Annotated in this window: 17 protein-coding genes and 1 tRNA gene; 5 read left to right on the top strand and 13 right to left on the bottom strand. The window is 36.1% G+C overall.

Features of this window, described 5'->3' with window-relative positions:
- Positions 1–138: 138 nt before the first annotated feature.
- The 8 genes from nhaC to LEP1GSC059_RS17770 form a co-directional block, all read right to left on the bottom strand.
- The gene (gene nhaC, locus LEP1GSC059_RS17805) at positions 139–1,533 is read right to left on the bottom strand and encodes a Na+/H+ antiporter NhaC (RefSeq protein ID WP_002178534.1); all 1,395 of its coding nucleotides are present in this window, start codon (positions 1,531–1,533) and stop codon (positions 139–141) included.
- On the bottom strand, positions 1,530–2,627 hold the full coding sequence (locus tag LEP1GSC059_RS17800; protein ID WP_020981205.1) for an RluA family pseudouridine synthase: 1,098 nt from the start codon (positions 2,625–2,627) through the stop codon (positions 1,530–1,532). Before LEP1GSC059_RS17800 ends, nhaC begins: the two co-directional genes overlap by 4 nt.
- An 8-nt stretch (positions 2,628–2,635) precedes the next feature.
- Positions 2,636–3,709, bottom strand: a complete 1,074-nt coding sequence (locus tag LEP1GSC059_RS17795) for a PilZ domain-containing protein (protein ID WP_017214639.1) — start codon at positions 3,707–3,709, stop codon at positions 2,636–2,638.
- Between the two features lie 80 nt (positions 3,710–3,789).
- Positions 3,790–6,072: an alpha-hydroxy-acid oxidizing protein gene (locus tag LEP1GSC059_RS17790; protein WP_017214638.1), complete on the bottom strand. Its 2,283-nt coding sequence runs from the start codon at positions 6,070–6,072 to the stop codon at positions 3,790–3,792.
- Positions 6,073–6,088: 16 nt separating this feature from the next.
- The gene (gene mnmA / locus LEP1GSC059_RS17785; RefSeq protein WP_017214637.1) at positions 6,089–7,207 is read right to left on the bottom strand and encodes a tRNA 2-thiouridine(34) synthase MnmA; all 1,119 of its coding nucleotides are present in this window, start codon (positions 7,205–7,207) and stop codon (positions 6,089–6,091) included.
- Positions 7,204–8,133: a retropepsin-like aspartic protease gene (locus tag LEP1GSC059_RS17780; protein ID WP_002178879.1), complete on the bottom strand. Its 930-nt coding sequence runs from the start codon at positions 8,131–8,133 to the stop codon at positions 7,204–7,206. The genes mnmA and LEP1GSC059_RS17780 overlap by 4 nt, the downstream gene beginning before the upstream one ends.
- Positions 8,112–8,342 carry a hypothetical protein gene (locus LEP1GSC059_RS17775; RefSeq protein ID WP_002178809.1) on the bottom strand — a complete coding sequence of 77 codons (231 nt, stop codon included), beginning with the start codon at positions 8,340–8,342 and terminating at the stop codon, positions 8,112–8,114. The genes LEP1GSC059_RS17780 and LEP1GSC059_RS17775 overlap by 22 nt, the downstream gene beginning before the upstream one ends.
- Before the next feature lie 1,228 nt (positions 8,343–9,570).
- Positions 9,571–10,629, bottom strand: a complete 1,059-nt coding sequence (locus LEP1GSC059_RS17770; RefSeq protein WP_002178602.1) for a sensor domain-containing diguanylate cyclase — start codon at positions 10,627–10,629, stop codon at positions 9,571–9,573.
- Between the two features lie 196 nt (positions 10,630–10,825).
- Here LEP1GSC059_RS17770 and LEP1GSC059_RS17765 point away from each other — a divergent pair.
- A tRNA-Met gene (locus LEP1GSC059_RS17765) sits at positions 10,826–10,898 on the top strand.
- A gap of 765 nt (positions 10,899–11,663) precedes the next feature.
- On the opposite strand, the gene proC is transcribed toward LEP1GSC059_RS17765, so the two are convergent.
- Genes proC through LEP1GSC059_RS17750 form a run of 3 tightly spaced genes read right to left on the bottom strand, consistent with a single transcriptional unit; the run spans position 11,664 to position 13,816 of the window.
- On the bottom strand, positions 11,664–12,437 hold the full coding sequence (gene proC / locus LEP1GSC059_RS17760) for a pyrroline-5-carboxylate reductase (RefSeq protein WP_020981245.1): 774 nt from the start codon (positions 12,435–12,437) through the stop codon (positions 11,664–11,666).
- A 1-nt stretch (position 12,438) separates the two neighbouring features.
- Positions 12,439–13,107, bottom strand: coding sequence for a YggS family pyridoxal phosphate-dependent enzyme (locus tag LEP1GSC059_RS17755; protein WP_017214634.1), 669 nt, complete (start codon positions 13,105–13,107; stop codon positions 12,439–12,441).
- Between the two features lies 1 nt (position 13,108).
- Positions 13,109–13,816, bottom strand: a complete 708-nt coding sequence (locus tag LEP1GSC059_RS17750; protein ID WP_002178498.1) for a hypothetical protein — start codon at positions 13,814–13,816, stop codon at positions 13,109–13,111.
- Positions 13,817–13,894: 78 nt separating this feature from the next.
- Here LEP1GSC059_RS17750 and LEP1GSC059_RS17745 point away from each other — a divergent pair, with 78 nt between their 5' ends.
- Positions 13,895–14,644, top strand: a complete 750-nt coding sequence (locus tag LEP1GSC059_RS17745; protein WP_017214630.1) for a flagellar filament outer layer protein FlaA — start codon at positions 13,895–13,897, stop codon at positions 14,642–14,644.
- Here the strand turns inward: LEP1GSC059_RS17745 and LEP1GSC059_RS17740 are convergent.
- Positions 14,616–15,233, bottom strand: a complete 618-nt coding sequence (locus tag LEP1GSC059_RS17740; RefSeq protein WP_020981158.1) for an HAD-IA family hydrolase — start codon at positions 15,231–15,233, stop codon at positions 14,616–14,618. The two genes, LEP1GSC059_RS17745 and LEP1GSC059_RS17740, sit on opposite strands and share 29 nt — an antisense overlap.
- A 6-nt stretch (positions 15,234–15,239) precedes the next feature.
- Between LEP1GSC059_RS17740 and LEP1GSC059_RS17735 the strand changes: the two genes are divergently transcribed.
- The 3 genes from LEP1GSC059_RS17735 (at position 15,240) to LEP1GSC059_RS17725 (ending at position 18,553) form a co-directional block, all read left to right on the top strand.
- Complete coding sequence (locus tag LEP1GSC059_RS17735) at positions 15,240–16,496, top strand: 3-deoxy-D-manno-octulosonic acid transferase (RefSeq protein ID WP_020981190.1); 1,257 nt, start codon at positions 15,240–15,242, stop codon at positions 16,494–16,496.
- Between the two features lie 212 nt (positions 16,497–16,708).
- The gene (locus tag LEP1GSC059_RS24745) at positions 16,709–17,020 is read left to right on the top strand and encodes a hypothetical protein (RefSeq protein ID WP_337587757.1); all 312 of its coding nucleotides are present in this window, start codon (positions 16,709–16,711) and stop codon (positions 17,018–17,020) included.
- Between the two features lie 570 nt (positions 17,021–17,590).
- The gene (locus tag LEP1GSC059_RS17725; RefSeq protein ID WP_017214626.1) at positions 17,591–18,553 is read left to right on the top strand and encodes a hypothetical protein; all 963 of its coding nucleotides are present in this window, start codon (positions 17,591–17,593) and stop codon (positions 18,551–18,553) included.
- A gap of 98 nt (positions 18,554–18,651) precedes the next feature.
- On the opposite strand, the gene LEP1GSC059_RS17720 is transcribed toward LEP1GSC059_RS17725, so the two are convergent.
- Positions 18,652–19,524, bottom strand: a complete 873-nt coding sequence (locus LEP1GSC059_RS17720; protein ID WP_020981224.1) for a hypothetical protein — start codon at positions 19,522–19,524, stop codon at positions 18,652–18,654.
- Positions 19,525–19,851: the final 327 nt, after the last annotated feature.

Here is a 19,851-nt window from a genome sequence, read left to right as displayed (position 1 = left end):
ATTCACTAAAACTAGGAGAAACTGTAGTTCGTTAGGTTCTTACAAAAGAATAAAATTGAATACTACATTTCATTGTGGACTTTCAAAAAAACATACAATATTTAGAATATTCTTAAACTATAATTCTAAAATTAATTTTTACTTTTTCCGAATCGTCCACCCGGTCCAAGCACAGACAAGAGAAATCAATGGACTACAAAGATTTAAAATTGCATACGGAAGAAACACAACCACGGGCACCCCAAGTGCGGCGGCCATAAAAGAACCGCAGGTATTCCAAGGAACCAAAGCAGAAGTCATCGTGCCTGAATCTTCCAAAGCTCTAGAAAGATTTTTAGAATCAAGGCCGTGTTCTTCAAATGACTTTTTAAACATCTTGCCCGGAACTAAAATTGAAAGGTATTGATCCGAAGAAATTAAATTTGCGGAAATGCTAGTAAAAATTGTTCCAGTCAACAAAGATCGATCCGTATTCGCATATTTTAATATACCTTTTGTGATTTCCTGAATTAACCCTGCTCCTTCCATCGCTCCCGCAAAAAACATAGCAGAAAAAATCAGCCAAACGGTAGGAAGCATAGAAGCCATCCCTCCCCTCGAAAGTAAAGCATCTGTAAGCAAACTTTGACTCTTAATCGAATTCCCTTTAGAAGCCGCATTTAAAATCTGTTTGTAAATTTCCGGAAAACTCAATTCGGAGTGTTGTAAAAAAATTCCGGATACTATTCCGGAAAGAATTCCCGCAAGAATCGAAGGAATGGCTGGAATTTTAAAATAAATCATTACAAAAGTCAAAATAGGAGGAATCATCAAAGCGGGGTGAATTCGAAAAGTTTTTTCGAGCAAAGAGATCACTTCATTTACTTTTTGATCTCCACTTTCAGAACCAGAATAACCTAAACCTGTCCAAGCAAAAAACACAATCGCAATACAAAAAGCGGGGATCGTAGTATATAACATATGTTGAATATGCGTAAAAAGTGGAGTTCCAGCGATCGAAGAGGCTAGATTGGTTGTTTCCGAAAACGGAGAAAGTTTATCCCCAAAATACGCCCCCGACACGACGGCGCCCGCAGCAATCCCAGAAGGAACACCTAACGTAGTTCCTATTCCCATCAGTGCAACTCCTACGGTTCCAGCCGTAGACCAAGAGCTTCCCGTAATTAAAGAAACAATGGAAGATAAAACACAGGCGGTAACTAAAAAGAAAGAAGGTTTTAAAATTTTTAATCCCCACACGATCATGGAAGGTACAATCCCGGACCAAATCCAAACTCCTATTAAAGATCCTATCAATAAAAGAATGAGCACAGGCTTTAATACGTTTTTTAACGATTCTAAAATTCTTTCTTCTAAAAAGTCCCACTTTACACCAAGACGAATTCCAAGTAAACTCGCAACCGTTCCGGAAAGAATTAAAAGCATCTGCGCGGGACCTTCAACGGTTCCGTTTCCAAATACAACTCCCGCATAACCGAGTCCCATCACGAGAACGATTACAGGTATAAAAGATTCGAACAATCCTGGATTCACAAAAAATCCTCCGGAATAGGAGCCGTAATTTTTATTTTTTTATTTGTGACCGGATGATTCAAACAAACCGCATACGAATGTAACGCTTGTCTTTTCATTCCCAATCGAGTGATCAAATCCGGATTTTTTCCTTCTATAAATTCCAAAAAAACTTCTTCGTCTTTCCCATAGAGTTTATCCCCAAATAGAGGAAAACCTAAGCTATACAAAGTGGCTCGAATTTGGTGCATACGTCCAGTAATCGGTTTACATAACAATAAAGAATAATAGTCCTTTTCTTGATTTAAAAAAATCGATTCTACTTTTTTATCCTTCACATTTTGAAGTTGAAGCTCTATTTTAGAAAATTTGAATTCCGATTTTTTCCTCCTATCAAATTTAATTTTTTGAAAGTAAGTCAAAGAAATTTCCTCCTGCTTCTCTATAAGAGAATTTTCAAATAGATATTTTTTATTTCTTTTTAAAAAATTAAATTTTAAAGGAACAAACGTTCTCTTTTTCCTAATTTTAGAAGAGAGGTCTGGTTTTAAAATGCCATACGCCGATTCTCTTTTTGGAAAATCTCCATACACTTTTGTAATATAGTATTTTTGAATATTCCCTAAACTAAACGATTTAGATAAACTGGAAGCAATTTCCGAGTTTTTAGCAAATAAAACCACACCCGAAGTTTCCCTGTCCAATCGATGTACCGTAAACAAATCTATAAATCTTCCAGATTCTTTTAAAAAAGTCAGAAGGTTTCCCTTTCGATAGATCCCAGCAGGATGAACAGGTAGATCACCTGGTTTATCAACCGCTACAAAAAATTCGTCTTCATAAAGAATTTTATAATCGTTTCGAACTGTAGGTTCTTCCTTTTGGATCGGATGATAAGAAACTAAATCTCCTTCTTTAAGAGAAACTCCCGGTTTGGCCGTTTTATTAGAAACAAGAATTCTTCCTTCAGTAATTTCTTTTTGCCAAACCGTTCTAGAATGATAAGTGAATTTTTTAGAAAGAAAATGATCGAGTCTAGTTCCGGATTCCTCTTTGGAAATTAGAATCTGAAGTCGTTCCTCGAATTCTTTTGAGTAAGCAATAGGATCGATCAAAACAAAACTCAGGTTCGATTTTCCTTGGAATCGATATAAGTTTGAATCATATTTTCTTCTCTTTCATTTAAGTTAAAAAATTCACAACCGATTCGAAACATTTTATCCGTGTTTGTGATATTTCGTATTACCGCGCGAAACGTTCCCTTACTTTCCGCAGAAAAATGAATGTCAAACAGAATGGTTTCTCCCACTGCAAAACTTCTAGAAAAGAAAATAGACTGATGATGAAAAAAACCTACACCTTGCATAGATATATTGTCCACGTTACATTTCTCTTTGGATTCCTGAAAAAAACCGGAAGCGATGATTTCTTTAGAAATCGAGTTTGCAGTAATATTAGCAGTATTGAAATCGTTTGCACTCAACTCCTTATCCGAAAGGATCTGAACGTAACCAAGAGGAGTATAACCTTTGTATCGAATCATAATCGAAATTTCAGAAACAACACCAGATTCCAAATTATTTACGGCGATTAACTTTTGATATTCTGAAAACGTAAGAAATTGAAAACCCGCACTACCGTCCAATTTCGCATAACGATCTAAAATATAAATCGGCCTATCAAAATTGTACATCAACCTAAGTCTGTTATCCATTTTATCCGAAAAAAAGATACTGGAAAGAGGATACGTTTCCTTGAGAAGTTTAACGTGTTTTTTAACGATTCCGTCTATCTTTTTATCGGCAAATCCAATCGCTTTCCTAACCTTATATTGATTGATGATATTTGTAAGAGTAATTTGAGATCCTGAGTCTATATGAACCCTCTTTTCGGTTCTTTGAGCGATCGTCACTTGAATTACACTCGTAAGTAAAAGTTCCACGCCGTTTGCAGGATTATGAAGTTCAACAGTACAAAAAGCCGCAAATCTATGATTATTATGAACTAAAAACAATTTTCGATTTTGTTCGTTAGGAGTTCCGGGGGGAAGAGTGACTACAATTCTAAAAGAGTCTTTGAGACCGGCTACTCTTACTGGAAGAGGTCGATTCTCTACGAGTATTACTACGGGAAGTCTAGTAAAAAGAGATTGAAGAATTTTATGAATTCCTTCTGCGTCATTGATAAGCTTATCCATGATTTTTTCGTCCGAACACGACACGTAGATTTACGGTTCGAATATTAAACCGTAAATTTTAAGTTAGTAAAACGATTTTCTCATTCAGCCGGAGAATTTTCTTCGTCAATTTTTTTCCGAAAGAGCAACTCCATTCGAATATCCTTCAAAGTTTCAGTTCCAGTTACGTTCATGGACTGCGAAAGATTATCAGTATATTGTGAAATTAAAAATCGAACTCCGGCAACTCCACCCCCAACCGCAAAAATCGCCATTGGTCTGCCTACCAGAACCGTATCCGCACCTAAAGCGATCATCTTAAATACATCCATGCCGCTTCTCACTCCACCATCTGCCACAATCTGAATCTGATCGCCTATAATATTTCTAATTCCAGAAAGAACTCTAGCGGTTCCGGGCATATCGTCTAAAACTCTTCCACCATGATTGGACACTACGATACAATCCGCACCTGCATCAATTGCAAGTTGTGCATCCTGTGGAGTCATAATACCTTTGACGATAAAAGGTAACTTGGTAAAAGAACGAATTTTCGCAAGTTTAGAAACATTTCTAGTAACCGAAGAAATATTTTTTAAAGTCATCGTCTTAAAATTGACCGCGTCTACGTCCATACCGATTGCCAAAAGACCGGCTTTTTCGGATTCTTGAAATCTTTCTTTTAAAAGACCCTCGTCTTCTCTAGGTTTACAGATCAAAACCGCGTCCGCTTTCGTTTTACGAATCGCTTCCAACATAATCAAATATTTTTCCGGACTGGCACCATCACCTAACCATGCTAAGGTGCCAGAAGTTTGACACCCCTCTAGTAATGTAGCTGCAAAAGTAAACTCATCCATAGCTCCGTTCATGTTTGTAACGGCCCCAGTCATTGGAGCTGCCATTACAGGAGTTCTGAATTTTTTTCCAAGAAAGTGAGTTTCTACCGAAGCCTGAGTATGTTCTCGAATGTATTTAGGAAGAATTGAGTATTCTCGTAATGCATTGATATTGTCCTGAAAGGTAAGCATTTTTCCCAAAGCGCCCATTCCAGGAACACCGGAAGCACAATCGGTCCCATCACAGACTTTACAAACCCAACAAACTTCTTTTCCAAAACGTAATCTAGCGTTTTGTTGAATTTCTTTTTCGGAAATAGAATAGAGTTCGTCACAAGTAAATCGAATTGTATTTTTTACTTTTTCAAAAACCATTTCGGCTTGATCTAAAGTATCCGCGCTGATAATTACGTGCCCCGTCTTTTCGATGTTATTCGTAGGTTCCTGAATAATATCTCCGATCTTATTCATAAAAAATAGATCGTTAACTCCTTCTATCTTACGAGTTTCTTCAATTCCATCTATGGAAATAAGTTTTCCTCTCGGAGCCAAAAGACAACGTTCTATCGAAATCCTATTAGAAGTAGGAGTCAGATTATCCGGTTCTTCACCTAATGCGATTAAGATGGCGGCTCGATTTAAATTAATTCCAGAAGAAAGAGGAAAAGTAAACGCAGACATAAAACCGCCGGATAATCTCGCGGCGATTTCTCCCACCTTAACTCCGTCCGGAGTAACTTTAATATCTCCCTTCCCGGCTCCAAGAGTAATTCCAAGAGCCTTCATACTTCGAAACATCACTTCTTCCACTTCTTTTAAAATAGAAGGACTCAAAGCGGAAGGCATGTTATGCCCCATCTCTATAAAATAAGGTTCTCTTTCGATAATTCTATCTGCGATTCCAGTAATCACAAAATTTCCGTTCCAAGTGAGAGCATCCACAGAAACTTCTGGTCCTGGCATATATTCTTCTAAAATCATCTCTCCCGTAGGAGAATATTTTTTTGCGTGTTTAAACGCGGCTTGTAACTCTTCCCTATTTTCTACTTTGATAACTCCTCGAGCGCCCATATTGTCCGCCGGTTTCATTACTAGAGGAAAATTCAAAAATTCTAATGCGTCTCTAGTATCAGAAAGACTCCAAACAGGAGCAAAACCAGGAAGAGGAATTCCAGCTTTTTTCAAACGTTCCCGCATTTTTACTTTGTTAGAAGCGGCCTCCGCGTCCACGTATCGAATTCCGGGAAGATCAAGAGCATTTGCAACCGCGGCAACCGTCATACTCGCATCGGTTCCAGCAGTAATCACTCCATCGATTTTAATTTTAGTGGCGAGTTTTTTGGATTCTCTCACCATTCCTTCGATGTCCTTTGTACTCATAACCATAGGAACATCACAAATTTTCATACCAGGAGCTTCACCATTCATGTCTGCGACAACAGTGGTAAGTTTCATCATTTTAGCGGTTTGAATGATCGGAACTTGTAAAAGCCCTCCTCCTACGATCAAAATCGTCTTTCCAGTAATTTTATGACTTAGAGACAAAAGAGAAAATCCTTGTTCAATTTAAGACAGAAATTGCAATCCGCATTTGAATACTTCCCTTAGAAATAATTCCACCTAATAATAAATAATCGGAGTCCAAAGGATAAAAAACTGCGGATTGTCCCGGAGTGACTCCTCTTAGATCTTCTAAAGGATGAACGATAAGTTCCTCTTTTATTTTTGTGATTTTACAACGGATCGGAATATGTCTGTAACGAACTTGAACTCTACATTCGAGAGATTCTCCCTCGTTCAAAGGAGCAAGTCCCTGAAAATTTAGATCGATTACGGAAAAAGATTCATTGTAGGTTTCATTCTCTTCTCCTAATATTACAGAACCGTCATCTTCGATCGAGATTACGTAAAGAGGGTTTTTCCAGGCAATTCCCAATCCCTTTCTCTGACCAATCGTAAAATTTTCACGGCCCTTGTGTTTTCCTATAATACGACCGTCTTTCAGTTTAAAAAAGCCGGGAGTAAACTCTACGTTTTTCTTTTCCAAAAATTTTCTATAATCGTTCTCCGGAATAAAACAAATTTCTTGGGACTCTGATTTATCTGCAACTGGAAGTCCCATCCTTCTTGCAATTTGCCTCACTTCGGGTTTTGTCATTTCTCCAAGAGGAAAAATTACGTTTTTAAGATTTTCTTGAGAAAGTCCGTATAAATAATAGGCCTGATTTTTTCCAGTATCAATTCCGTTAGCAATCGCATAACGATCTCCGTTATGTGCTATTCTTGCGTAATGACCAGTCGCAATCTTATCGATTCCGAGCGCCTTGGCTTTTTCAAAAAGAGCACCAAACTTCACAAAAGTATTACATTCCACGCAAGGATTGGGAGTTTTTCCGTGTTGGTAATCTTCTATAAAACGATCGATCACTTTCTCTTGAAATACCTTTTCCATCTTGATAACGTAAAACGGAATTTTTAAGGAAATACCAACGTCCCTAGCGTCTCTAATGTCCTCTGGAGAACAGCAAGATTTTTTAGTAGTATCACAGGTAGGAGCTTCGTATTCCCAAGTCCTTAGATTGACTCCGATCACCTCGTATCCATCTTCCATGAGCAAACCAGCGGTCACAGCGCTATCCACTCCTCCACTCATCGCTACTATGATTTTTCCTTTGCTCATTGGTCTTTCCCTACTATACCTATAAGACTCCGTTTCATGTCCAAAAGAATTCTATGTTTGTTTAGCCAGTTCACGCCTAGAACACCTTGAATTCTAATCCCATTGGCAGCCTTAGAAAGCTCAACCGGAAGACCAGAAGGAAGAATCTCTAGATCCTCAACACAAATAGACGTCGGAACCAAACAAAGTTTACGAACAAATCTGGTTCTAATATTCACAACCTTTCCTTGAAAATTCAAAACCGAAACGGACCTGCTCGAAAAAGTCTCTTCTACAATACCAGGTAACGGATTAGGAAGTTCCAAAACACTGGGTTCGGCTCCAGTATCTAAAATTAGAAGAGATTTATCTTGAGTACCGTAATTAACTTCCAACACGGGAAGACCAGAAACAAAACGTAATGGTTCCGCATCTCTAAATCCAGGCATCAGCTTTCCGTCCAGAATTTCCAAAAAACGGATCTGAGTAGGATATTCTAATATTAAAATTTTCTCATATAAAGAATCAATACCAATAATTCCGTCCAATTCCAAATGCCCAGAAAAGTTGTGAGAATACACGGTCATATCTCTAAAAATAGGATACACGTTATGAAATAATTGGACGGTTTTAATCTTTCGATAGGAATCGTCCTTACCTCCTGGATAAGAAACCACGATCCTTTTTTTAGAATCTAACTCCGTAAAAAACCGTTCATCTAAAAATGAAAATCTAGAACCAGTATCCACCAAAAACCGAAGAGGTTTTTGATCCGGAGCGAGAGAGAGTTGAATAAAACGAAATCCACTTTTTACGTAAAAAGGAAGAGTAATTTCCATTCCCCCTAAAATCGGAATCACTTTCGTTTTCGAGGGAATGAGAGAACAAGAAAGAAAAAATAGAACTACGAAGTAAAAAAATATCCTCAGATTAACTTTTTGATACATTTTTGATTGGAACACCGTGTGTAGTCGATCACGCAGTCCCTATATTGAATTCCCGTGATCGGGTCCGCAGGTTTATATTCTATAAAACAAGAATACGGAGAAAAATCAAATTTTTCTTTCCCAAGGGCCCTATCTTGGATTCGTTTTGTGAGTTCTTTTTCTTCAAACTGAGTCAGAGGGATTTGGTACAGAAGAGGATTCTTTTCCATACTGTACTGATCGGCATATTTTCCAAAAAGAAAAGTTTTTCTATAATTTATTTCAAAAAGTTTTTTTAAAACTAAAAGGATTTTAGCCAAACGTAAGTCTTAGATTCAGAAAAAATAGTAGCCCCACAAATTTAGAATTTATCTGTAAAATCACGATTTGTGTTAGTTCCCACATATTTTATAAAAAAGTTAGTCTTTATTTAAAGTAAGTTCTGCGTAAGAAAACCTGGGCGAATCCGGGCTCTTTAGCTCTGGTCAATAAATTGTATATAGGAACGTTATACAACTTATCATCTTAGGTTCCAATTTATCGACCCTAAAACGCTTTCGTAAAAAGCGTTTTGCTGAGTTCGGGGAGTGAGACGCTGAGTTCAAGAGAGCGTTTTGCTGAGTTTCAAACGCGACCTGTCGAACGACCTAAAACGCTTTCGTAAAAAGCGTTTTGCTTTAGTTCGGGGAGTGAGACACTGAGTTCAGGAGAGCGTTTTGCTGAGTTTCAAACGCGACCTGTCGAACGACCTAAAACGCTTTCGTAAAAAGCGTTTTGCTTTAGTTCGGGGAGTGAGATGCTGAGTTCAGGAGAGCGTTTTGCTTTAGTTCATTCATCGATCCCTTTCGCGTTATTTATAAAAACTTAACGAACATGAATTCGTGGAGAAAATCTCTGCGAATAAAAAACTCAATGAAACACGATCACGTTAACTCAGTATCTCACATAACCAACCCACACTGAAGATAGATCTACAACAATCTTACGAAAAAAGGTGGGCATATTTGGACACGGAGATTTTTCTTTATCAGAAAATTATGCTTTTTGCAAGTAACAGGTCAGAACTTGAAAAATCTGCATTTTTGACCCTTTTTAATTCAAAACACTTCTCAACTTGTAAGCCAGTTATGACTGTTTAAGGATCGCGTTCTGGGAATTCTCACTCCCTACACACATAATAATCACTTTCGAATTAGTACCCAGGTTATTTATGAAAATGATTTCTATCTAATTTTTTAGTTTTTAAAGGCTAAAAAGAAAAATCGCACTTTTATTTTTTAGTTGTAAAACAAACCTTTAAAGAACGAATCTTTTAAATCGAACTCGCACTCAAGAACTACGCCAACAAAGTGATAAATTTTATAAAATTTAAAAATAACGATCAAATTTATGGTTCCAATTTTAGTTTTAACAACAGTCATCCAATTCAAAATTCATTCTATCGTAATATAGTTTTCTCTAATTTTCTTTGTAACAAACAGTACGATTTTTACCGGAATGTTTAGCCATATAAAGCGCTTTATCAGCTCTTTCGATCAAATCTCTGTTATTTCTATCTTTAGGCCAAAACTCAGATACACCAACCGAAAGAGTGACTTTTAAATCAGGACCCCCGTTTGGATTTTTTACGGAACTGGATTCTACGGCTTTGCGAATCATTTCTCCCATTTCGTATCCTCTTTCCAGATCCACGCCTGGCATTACCAAACAAAATTCCTCGCCGCCGTATCTGGCCGGAATATCGTGTTTCCCCGCTTGACGAATCAATTGTTTCGCCACTTCGATCAAGACCTGATCTCCTGCCTGATGTCCATGAGTATCGTTGAACTTCTTAAAATTATCCACGTCCGTAAACAAAAGAGTGAGATAAGATTTTTTCTTTCTACAACGATCCATTTCTTCTTTGAGTTTTGTCTGAAAATAATGATGTACTTTGAGTCCAGTCATCATGTCCACCGTAGCAAGTTCGTAGAGTCTAGAGTTTTCTACTGCAATTCCGGCAAGAGTGGAAAGAGTTGTTAAAAAGTCTCTATCCTCTTCTTGGACCTCATTCATGGTCATTTTTTCTCCTAGAACCAACAGTCCGTTCACTTTTCCTTTTGCGTTCAATGGAATGATCAGATCAGCTCCAATTCCTCTCAAAAAATCTACTTCGTTTACAGCCCTACCCATATTCTCTTCGATTTGATTTACCGTCATCGCTTTCATTCTAGTTTCTAAAAATTGAATCAGAGCGGCGTTTGTTTTAATTCGAAAAGATTTTTCGTTTTCAGAAAGATCAAACCCTTTATAACTCGGATCCAACTCGAAAAAATCGGAATCCGCTTCCGGACTGACATAGATCGCAGCCTGTAGGGTCTGAAGCTGAGCGAGACAGATATTTAAAATCGCATCCATTAGATATTTATAATCTAATGTGGAATTTAAAGCTTTACTAATTTCTAATAATTGTTTTTGATCATAGATTTTCTTTTCCAGATATTCTATCATCAAAGGATCGTTTTCTTTACTGATCAAACGGTTGGTTCTCCAGTCTCTAGATAATCAGGGAGTATTTTCCAATTTTACACCGAATAAATTCGGCGTTCTTTTTCATTCTGGTGATATTTCTTTTTTACGAAGATTATCAGGCCAATTTTTTATAAAAATCAATTCTTTTTATCGATTTATTCTTGCTTTCAAGACCTATCCACCAATACTTGCCCGTAGACACCGCGCGGTGGAGCAGCTGGTAGCTCGTTGGGCTCATAACCCAAAGGTCATAGGTTCGAATCCTGTCCGCGCTAGTGTTTTAATCCTTCCGCTTTACTTTTCAAGATAAATTTTAATCCGAAGAGTTAATTTCCTTTATTCATAACAACGGCTTTTTATAAAAAGTTTGCTTTCTTTTTTATTTTTGGAACCAAAATCAGATCTAAAATTTTCAATCTTATACCTTTTAATTTACAAAATTAGTCACAAATCACTATTTTTTAAATCACAAAATCTTAGATTAACGTGAGTTCAATATAAGAATTTTATTTTTTTAGTAAAAAATAAAATGTGGGAACTCTCATAAAAAGTAAGAATTTCAAGAAATTAGGAGAATTTCTTCGCAATAATAATATAAGAATTTTCATATTCAGTGCAGTATTTTCTGACTACTGAACTCACGTGGAGACTACAAACTTATTGATTGCCCAAAACTAAATGCAGGAACTCTTATATTATGTGCCAATATAAAATCTTACATTTTAAAGTAATTCTTTCTATTTTGTAACACACAAACGAAATTCAAATTCACGAATGTGAATTTTTATAAAGCTGAATTTTTCCGTAAAAAGTTAGATGTGGGAACTCATACTTTTAGAAAAACTTTTTTTCATTTTTTAAATTCATTTACGAATTTTAAAAATCTCTTTTAGAAAGAGTTCCTACATTTTTGAAAGTTATAAAATCTGTCTCAAATCTTAAGACGATCATTTTTGAATCTTGGGTGCTCCTACAAAAACCGTCGTATTGTATAATTTACAGTTTTTAGTATTCTTTTGTTATTATAGTCTCTGAAGGATTTAAGCTCCCAATTCTTTAGAACGATTCGCTGCCGCTTTTACCGCCTCTAAGATCGCATTATTAAATCCATTCTTTTCTAATTCTACAAGTCCAGCAATCGTAGTTCCTCCCGGAGAGGTTACCTTGTTTTTCCACACTTCTGGATGAGCTGTTGGATCTTTCTCTCTTTCCTTTCTAAGAAGTTGTGCAGAACCGATGACTGTTTGTATACTAAGATCCAACGCCTCTTGATACCCCAAACCAGAAAGAACCCCACCTTCAGCTAGGGCTTGTATAAATTTAAAAACATACGCTGGACCCGACCCAGAAAGACCGGTAACCGCGTCCATGAGAGTTTCGTTATTAAGTTTTACAGAATGTCCTAAAGGCTGAAAGATTTCGAAAACAGTTTCATATAACTCTTCATCTCCAAAATATCCAATCGCACCTTCCGAAACGAGTAGAGGTAAATTGGGCATTACCCTCACTACTTTAGATCCTGTAGGAAGATTTTTTAGAATCGTATCGATATGGATTCCGGCGGCAACAGATATAATTTTTTTAGAAACTTTGATTTGTTTTAAAAGCTCGATCACCTTTCCAGGTTTTACACAAACGAGTATTAAATCGGACTTAGAAACAAATTCATCCCAGGAAGATATAAGTTCTATTTTTTGATTGGAAGTTATATAAGGATCATATCCCAATACCTGTGTCGGATAACGTTCCTTAAGAGAGAAATAAATCGCCCCTCCCATATTTCCGCAACCAGCAATTCCTATCGTATGTTTCATATCAATTTCTTTCTCCAAAAATCGCACTTCCAATTCTGACAAAGTCGCTTCCTTCTTCGATCGCGATTTTATAATCTCCGGACATTCCCATAGAAAGTTTTGCTTCCGGTATATAATCTTTTTTGAATTTAGAGAGTTCCCGAAAAACTTCCCTAGTTTTAGTAAAATTCCCATCCGAAGGCCCCATCACCATGAGCCCTTCTAACTTGCAGTAAGTATTAGACAATTTTTCTTTTTGTTTTAAAATTTCGATCAGTTCTTTTCTTTCAAAGCCGTGTTTTGTATTTTCTCCGGTTAAGTTCGCTTGTAAAAAATATAAAATTTGTTTTTCTTCTTTTATTGCTCTTGTTAGAAGTTCATTTACAATCCCAATACTTCCCACTCCGTGCGCATATGAATATCCTAAAAATAACTTTCGCAAAGTTCCACTTTGAACCGGCCCGATATGATGTAAAATTAGAGATGTATTTTTACTTTCTAACCATTGTGAAAATTTTTCGATTCCTTCTTGAATTCTATTTTCACCGAAATGAACAATTCCAGATTCAATTGCTTCTTTGACTTTTTCGATCGGTTGAAACTTAGAAACGGCTATGAGAGTAGGAGGATTTTTAGATCTGAGTTGTTGAAGTTCCTCGTAAATTTTTTGATAACTCTCTAAAATTCCCATATTACTCTTTTGTTTTTAGCCTTTCCATTTCTCTTTCTAACTTTTGAACCCTTTTTTCTAAATTTCTTCGATCTACTTTATGAGTTTTATGTTTTTTCTTTGTATGAGAAATTCCTAATTTTCTTTCCAAACGATCTACCCTATTTTCTAAGGATCGAATTTTTTTTCCAGTTTTAGAAGTAGAATGTTTTTTCATTTTAGATTTTTTAGGAAAACGTCTTTCAATCTTTCTATCGATTTTTTCAGACCTTTCTTCCCAATCTTTCATCCTTTCCTTTTTTAGCTCTTCTTCTTTATATACGTTTGTTTCCTCTTTGGGCAAAGTAGTCGGGACTTCCGTGTTTTTTCCCTTGTTTACATTTTTATATTTGTTTGTTTCTTCTTTAAGTTGTTTCTCTTCAGAAACCACACCACGTTTTGTTTCTTCAGGCCATTCTTCTTGAACTGCTTTGTTAGGTGGTAAACTTTCAGATTCATTGTTGGAAAATTCTCCGGGAATTTTCTTATTTAGATCATTGTGAGGTTGCGAATTTATTTCTGGGCTTAAGATCACTCGATCAATTTTTGAGTTGTTTGAAACTTCCTCACTTTCTTTCTTTTTTAAAAACTTAGAAATATCTTCCCGGAAAAGATAACTATAAACGATCAACGATCCTAAAAGCAAAACTAAGATTCCGGAAAGTAGAATTTTCAACTGGTCTCTTCTCATGGGTATACCTATTTTTTAATATCGGTTTTTAGTGTGTTTTTAAGTCTCATTTTCTCCGAATAGAATCTTGTGAGAATATTGTTTTTCTCGATAATTTTATTCGCCCTTTGTCTTTTAGAATCTGTTCTGGGAAAGGTAGAACTTTCCTCTTCTCCGATCAAAAGAGACGAAGACGAGATGAGCCGGGTTTTGATTTTAGAAAAGATACTCGCAGATTGGAAACAATACAATCTTTTTCTTGTGGATTCATTTGAAGGTTCTAGACCTTGGGAAATTTACAGAGGTGTTTCGTTTTTAAACGAAATTCGTTTTAACTCTCAAATCCCAGAAAATTCTGCCTTTTCTAAAGAAAGAGAATTGTATCCTACTCTTTCCACTGCAAACGACTATCACTCAATGATGGTTCAGACTTTTTTTGAAAACCCGAAACACTCACATTTGGAAATTCGTCCTAAAGAAAAAATCAGACTACCGATCGGAATCCCTACTCGAATCTTTTTTTGGATGTATACCTCTTCCCAAAATGCAAAACTTGAATTGATCCTTCATCAACATAAATCCAAAGAAATAGTAATCGACTTAGGAGATTTGAGTTTTGACGGTTGGAAACGGATCGAAAAAAAACTAGAAATCCCAAATAAAAACATAAAACTAAATCGAAATCTACGTTATCCGTTCGAAGTTGCCGAGATCCGTTTGATCCCCGGTCCGTTTCAAAAAAAGGGAGAATTTGTTTTTTATTTAGATCGTATGGGTATTTTAATCGATACAAGAGACGAAAGTTATCCTGGTGCGGAAATCAAAGATAATTGGGGTACTGGTCTCTAAAAAATTCTCCAAGCCGAGAAGTTTTTTTCGGATCGAATTGAAATGTATTCCATCCCATATATCCAGCTGCCTCTACGTTAGTCGCATTGTCATCTATCAGCACATAACGCATATTAGGATAATCAGTTTGAATCCATTGAAAATATTCCTCTGCCGGCTTTCTAACGCCTAGTTCACAGGAAAAATACAACTGATCAAATTGAGAAAATACTTCCTGCATTTCAGTAAATTTTTGAAGCTCTTTATACCAAACGGAATAATTACTTGCCAGTACCAATTGATTTCCGTTCCCTTTGAGCAGTTTTATAATTTCTACCGTTTCCGGGATCAATCGAACTTTGCTAAACATAAGCTCCTTGATTTTTCTAGGATCGGGTAAATCACCGTTTCTATATTCCGGTAAATAAAATCTTTCAAAAAATTCTTCTTCTTCGATTTGTCCTTTTTCAAATTCTATAAATGCGTTTCTTTCTCTTCCCTGAATAAATTTTTCTCTCGATTCGCTTGGGAGCATTTTATAAAGTGCAGAATGAAAAGGATCCTTAATTAAAGTATCCATCAAATCGAATGCAAATAAAACTCCGCTCATAAAACTATGATTTTTCTTTATCAAATCCTGACGATCTTTCTTCTGATTTTTGTTGTTCCGATTTCTTTCTTATTTCCTTCCGCGAGACTTTTTTTTAGAAAACGTTCCACAGATAAGAAAAAAATTATTTCCAAGCCGTTAGACCTTTCTGGTAAATACACAGTTTGGCTTCACGCGGCTTCGGTAGGCGAATTAGACCAGTGTAAGGCTCTTGCGCTTGAATTTAGAAAAAACGATCCGGCCGCGTTTTTAATTCAATCCGTTTTTTCGGATAGTGTTCGAGATTCTCAATTAGAAGCGTTTCCAGCAGACGAAACTTTTCATCTTCCGATTGATCTTCCTTTTAATTATGATTGGATTTTTTCCCGTTTTCATCCTAAAGTTTTGGTTTTGATGGCTTGGGAAACCTGGCCGAATTTAGTAATTTCTGCAAATAGATTTAACACCAAAGTAGTGTTAGGTTCTGCGGTAATCGGAAATCGTAAAAAAGGAATTATGGGCAAATTGACTAAATCCGTTTTTAAACATTTGGACGGAATTTTCCCATCCCACGAATCTTTTTACGATATTTTTCGTTCTTTGGTCCCAGACCAAATTCCGGTGAAGGTGTTAGGCGATACTAGATTTGATTCCGTTTTAAAAAAAATCGAAGACAATCCTAAATTTTTTAAAAAACCTAAAAATTATCCATATTCTAAAATTATACTTTTTGCATCTACTTACGAACCCTGCGAAGATTTAATCGTTTCTCTTTATAAATTCATTCGATCAAAAAATCCGAAGCTGTTAGACAAATTTGCATTTTGGATTTTTCCACATAAAACTTCCCCCGATAGGATTGTTTCTATAGAACATAAACTACAAGACACAAAGATGGAATATCAAACCTGGACTTCCACTCCGTTTGAAAACATGAGCGCTCAAACGATCGTATTTGACGTGTTGGGTGTATTAGCATTCGCGTATCAAGCAGCGGACTTTGCCTATGTGGGAGGCGCGCTTCACAATAGAATACACAACGTTTTGGAACCGGCTACTTTTGGCCTTCCTCTGATGACTGGCCCTAAAATATCCAATTCTCCCGAGGCTATGATTTTGGAAAAATCGGGCGGTTTGTTTATCGTTTCCAATGCACAAGATATTTTCAATATTTTGAATATTCCTAAAACTGAACTTTTGGACATCCGAAAGCGTAACCGAGAATTTGTTCAAAAAGGCAGAGGAGCTGCAAAAAAGTTATATGAAGAAATTAAGAAATTATAATTTTCTCTTAAACCAAAGTTTTTTTAGATTCAATTATTGATAGAAAAATGCCTAGATTTCTCTTTTCGAAAACTTTATCCGAATTCTTTTTATTTTTGGGATTATCCTCAAAATCCAATGAAGCCCTATTCCGAAGTAAAATCGTCTTTTTGCGATTCTACAAACACTTCTTTTTTTATGTTTTAATATTAGAGTTGTTGAAAAATTCTATAGTGGGATTGACAAACTGCTTCTATTTTCCATTTCAATACAACGAAAACAGATGGAAAATTAATTTTTCAACAATTCTATTGTTTCTTTTTTGTTTTATATTAGGAACAGAAAAACTCAATTCGAAAGATAAATTAGAAAACCATAATCAGATCCGAAAATGTAGTGATAAATTGAATTCCTGTTTGAAAAAATGTAACGAAGAATTTCCTCATTTTCGAAGTTCTCGCCGAGGTATTTGTAAGGATGCCTGTGTTCAAAAAAGTAAAGAACAAGAAGGTTGTCTGATTTATTATTCTTCTAGTTGGCGTTAAACTCGCTTATCATCTTGCAGAGCGTGTTTTAAAACTTAAAACACGCATTTTATTGAATATTCAAAAATGATTCCATTTTAAGTTTTTGAGACAAAATTCTGAGTAATAAATACAACTTTTAAGATTCTCATTGTAATAAAACGGATTCCGTTTCTAAAGACTCGATTCGTTTTTTTAATATTTTTAAAATCGAATTTTGTGGGAGTTCCTACAGGACGTGCAAACAAAAATTGGTTTGACTTTATGCAATTTCTCTGATATCGGGTTTTCTCCGAAAACTTCCACAAAGCCCACCTTCGGGCGGGGCATCGCCTATTTATGGAAAAATTGTCGAGTTCTTACAACTGAACGTTTGTGGCTTACGGCACATTGTATCTTGGAGCCAATCGTACAAATTTTACCGGAACATTGATCTTGGCATTCTAAAACTTCGCCAAACCTAAAGTGATCTTATAAACTGAACTGATATTTCAAACAAAAATAGTATCCTTCAGTCGAATTCTCATAGATATTGGAAATTCAACGTGAATTCAGGTCATTTTATATTCAAATGCAGGATGCTTAAACTCGATGTTTCTTCATAAACGAATTCGATTTTTTTGTTTTTTTATTTATCCTTTATCTTTTGCAAATTGTTTGCTCACCGCAACATTGCGTGAAGAACAAAAAAGAATGTCCTTTTACGAATATGATCGACCGGCTTTAGACGGAATTCGAATTCGAGTTTCACAAGACAATGGTCATCCAATATTAGAGCTATCTTATATAAGAGGAAACGAAAAAAAAATCAACCATTACTGCGCGGCTCCCTCTGAAACGGAGAGTCAAAAAAAGGATATATATTTTTACGATGTTCAATTTCGCAGATTCGAACAAACATGTGAATTCAAAAACGAAGATTCAAATCAACCAATCCGGCTAGAAAAAGCGGAAAGAAAATTGTTTCTTTACGATGTTGGTACGGCGATCAACGATCTTCCTTGGTTGGACAGCGACGACACAAGTCTCACCATCTATCGCGGACCTTACCTAAGCAAAAAAATTTCGGACGTCAAGCAGGCTTGGACAGTAAAACAGCGTGATTTTGATTTTAAACTTTGTATCGCGGATTCAAAAAATAGAATTGTAGCTTTAGATTGTTCAAAACGCGAATACCAAAACAAATATGATCGTTTTAAGAGATTAAATGTCTGTATTATGGCCGAATTCGACTGTTCGCAACAACCGAATTCGAAATCGCTTTCTTTATCGAAAATTCCTAAGTCTCCTCCTACCTACTTTAGCACCACGCGAGGTTGGACTTACACTGACTCTCGGGACAAAAATTATGCGATTTGGTTGTCCGAACCGTCGCCTACCCAAATGATTTCCCCGATCGTCCTTATCAGTTTTGATCCATCCTTTAAAGCGTTCTCTCCTACAAATCTGGTCGCCTATGGATTGAGTTATTTACTGTATCCATTTACGATTGTGATCGATGTTTTGACCACCCCGATCTTAATAGTGTATTTTACATATGCATTTCGGAATTAAGATGGTTTTTTCTAAGTTTAAATTTTCTAATATTCCAATACAGCATTCATGTTCCTAATTCCCCAATCCTTTACGCTTGCTTATAAAACTAAACTGTTCTACCTCATCCCTTCTACCCTCTTCTTCAATATTTTTAAAATCGAATTTTGAATATCTCTCATCAGAAAGTCCCCCCAAAGAGAGGCGTAAAAATTGAAGTGAGTCGATAGACGGTATTTACTTCTAAGATGAAGGACTATGATTCCCACCTCGTCTGTTTTTAGACCATCCTTGTATTCTAGTTCATATTCTCCTTGTAAAGCGTCGAAATATTTCCCTCCGGGTACTACATGAGAGTCTAACGTTTTTAATGGAGTCAGATTCGGATCAGCCTTTATTTCGAATTTTAATTTTCGATTTCGAATCCATTCCGTAACAGTTTCATAAAATACTAATCCTTTTTCGAACTTCGCCTCTCTAACTCCTCCGATTCCTTCGTAAGAAAGAGTGGCTTCAATCGGTCTGGGAAATCCCATACGATAGAAAAAGCCGTTTTCCGTTTTTTCGAGCGCTGGAATCCGAACGATATTTTTCCAAATTTTTTCCCGAGTTGATCGTATCTCAATCCTTGTTTCTACAAAACGAATCTCGTTTGGTAATTCCCAATAAGATTCGAAATATCCGGTTATAAGAGGAAGACTTAAAATACCAAACACAGTAAGTAAATTCATTCTATGTCCCGGAAAAATATAGAACCAAATTCCCACTGCAATCCCACCCGCGCTTGATAAAGCTAGATAGACCGGCGCCGCCATTGCGAGACAGATGAGTCCTTCCCAATTTACTAGAAACGCACAGTACATCGAAATTATCGTAGGTATCCAAGGATAAAAAATACGAAACAGAATCGGTTGCTGTTTTTCTTTTTCCAACCCATACACCGAAATAAATCCAATTAAGAAAGGAATCACAAAGAATCCGCCGTAAGTCATTGTCATTCCTAGATTTTTCAGGGATTCAATTTGAAATATATACTGTACAAAAATTGCATATAAAACGGAAATAATAGGAAAAATGATTATAGGACGTAATAATAAATACAACATACTGACTAAGGAACCTTTTTCTAATTGAATAACAAGAAAAAACTTTTTGATCTTTTTTCACCTTGAGCCTATTAACTCAGATCAAAAAAAGAACTTTCTAAAAAGTTTCTTTTTTACTGAAAAGATATATGAAATACGTCGTTTCTTTGAATCGTTCTCCATTGAAAGGCAAGTAAAATTAAATATAACTAAAATTACCATTCACGTAAATTC

This window comes from Leptospira noguchii serovar Panama str. CZ214 (assembly GCF_000306255.2).
GTDB classification, from domain to species: domain Bacteria; phylum Spirochaetota; class Leptospiria; order Leptospirales; family Leptospiraceae; genus Leptospira; species Leptospira noguchii.
The sequence above is the reverse complement of the archived record's forward strand: the minus strand, read 5'-3'. Positions and strand labels throughout refer to the sequence as shown.

Coding starts and splice junctions, on each gene's coding strand:
- LEP1GSC059_RS17740 (WP_020981158.1), bottom strand. CDS start 15,233: ATGAGCGGAGTTTTATTTGCATTCGATTTGATGGATACTTTAATTAAG.
- LEP1GSC059_RS17720 (WP_020981224.1), bottom strand. CDS start 19,524: ATGACTTACGGCGGATTCTTTGTGATTCCTTTCTTAATTGGATTTATT.
- LEP1GSC059_RS17755 (WP_017214634.1), bottom strand. CDS start 13,107: ATGGGAATTTTAGAGAGTTATCAAAAAATTTACGAGGAACTTCAACAA.
- LEP1GSC059_RS17735 (WP_020981190.1), top strand. CDS start 15,240: ATGATTTTTCTTTATCAAATCCTGACGATCTTTCTTCTGATTTTTGTT.
- mnmA (WP_017214637.1), bottom strand. CDS start 7,207: ATGAGCAAAGGAAAAATCATAGTAGCGATGAGTGGAGGAGTGGATAGC.
- proC (WP_020981245.1), bottom strand. CDS start 12,437: ATGAAACATACGATAGGAATTGCTGGTTGCGGAAATATGGGAGGGGCG.
- LEP1GSC059_RS17795 (WP_017214639.1), bottom strand. CDS start 3,709: ATGGATAAGCTTATCAATGACGCAGAAGGAATTCATAAAATTCTTCAA.
- LEP1GSC059_RS17775 (WP_002178809.1), bottom strand. CDS start 8,342: ATGGAAAAGAATCCTCTTCTGTACCAAATCCCTCTGACTCAGTTTGAA.
- LEP1GSC059_RS17780 (WP_002178879.1), bottom strand. CDS start 8,133: ATGTATCAAAAAGTTAATCTGAGGATATTTTTTTACTTCGTAGTTCTA.
- LEP1GSC059_RS17725 (WP_017214626.1), top strand. CDS start 17,591: ATGTTTCTTCATAAACGAATTCGATTTTTTTGTTTTTTTATTTATCCT.
- LEP1GSC059_RS17750 (WP_002178498.1), bottom strand. CDS start 13,816: ATGAGAAGAGACCAGTTGAAAATTCTACTTTCCGGAATCTTAGTTTTG.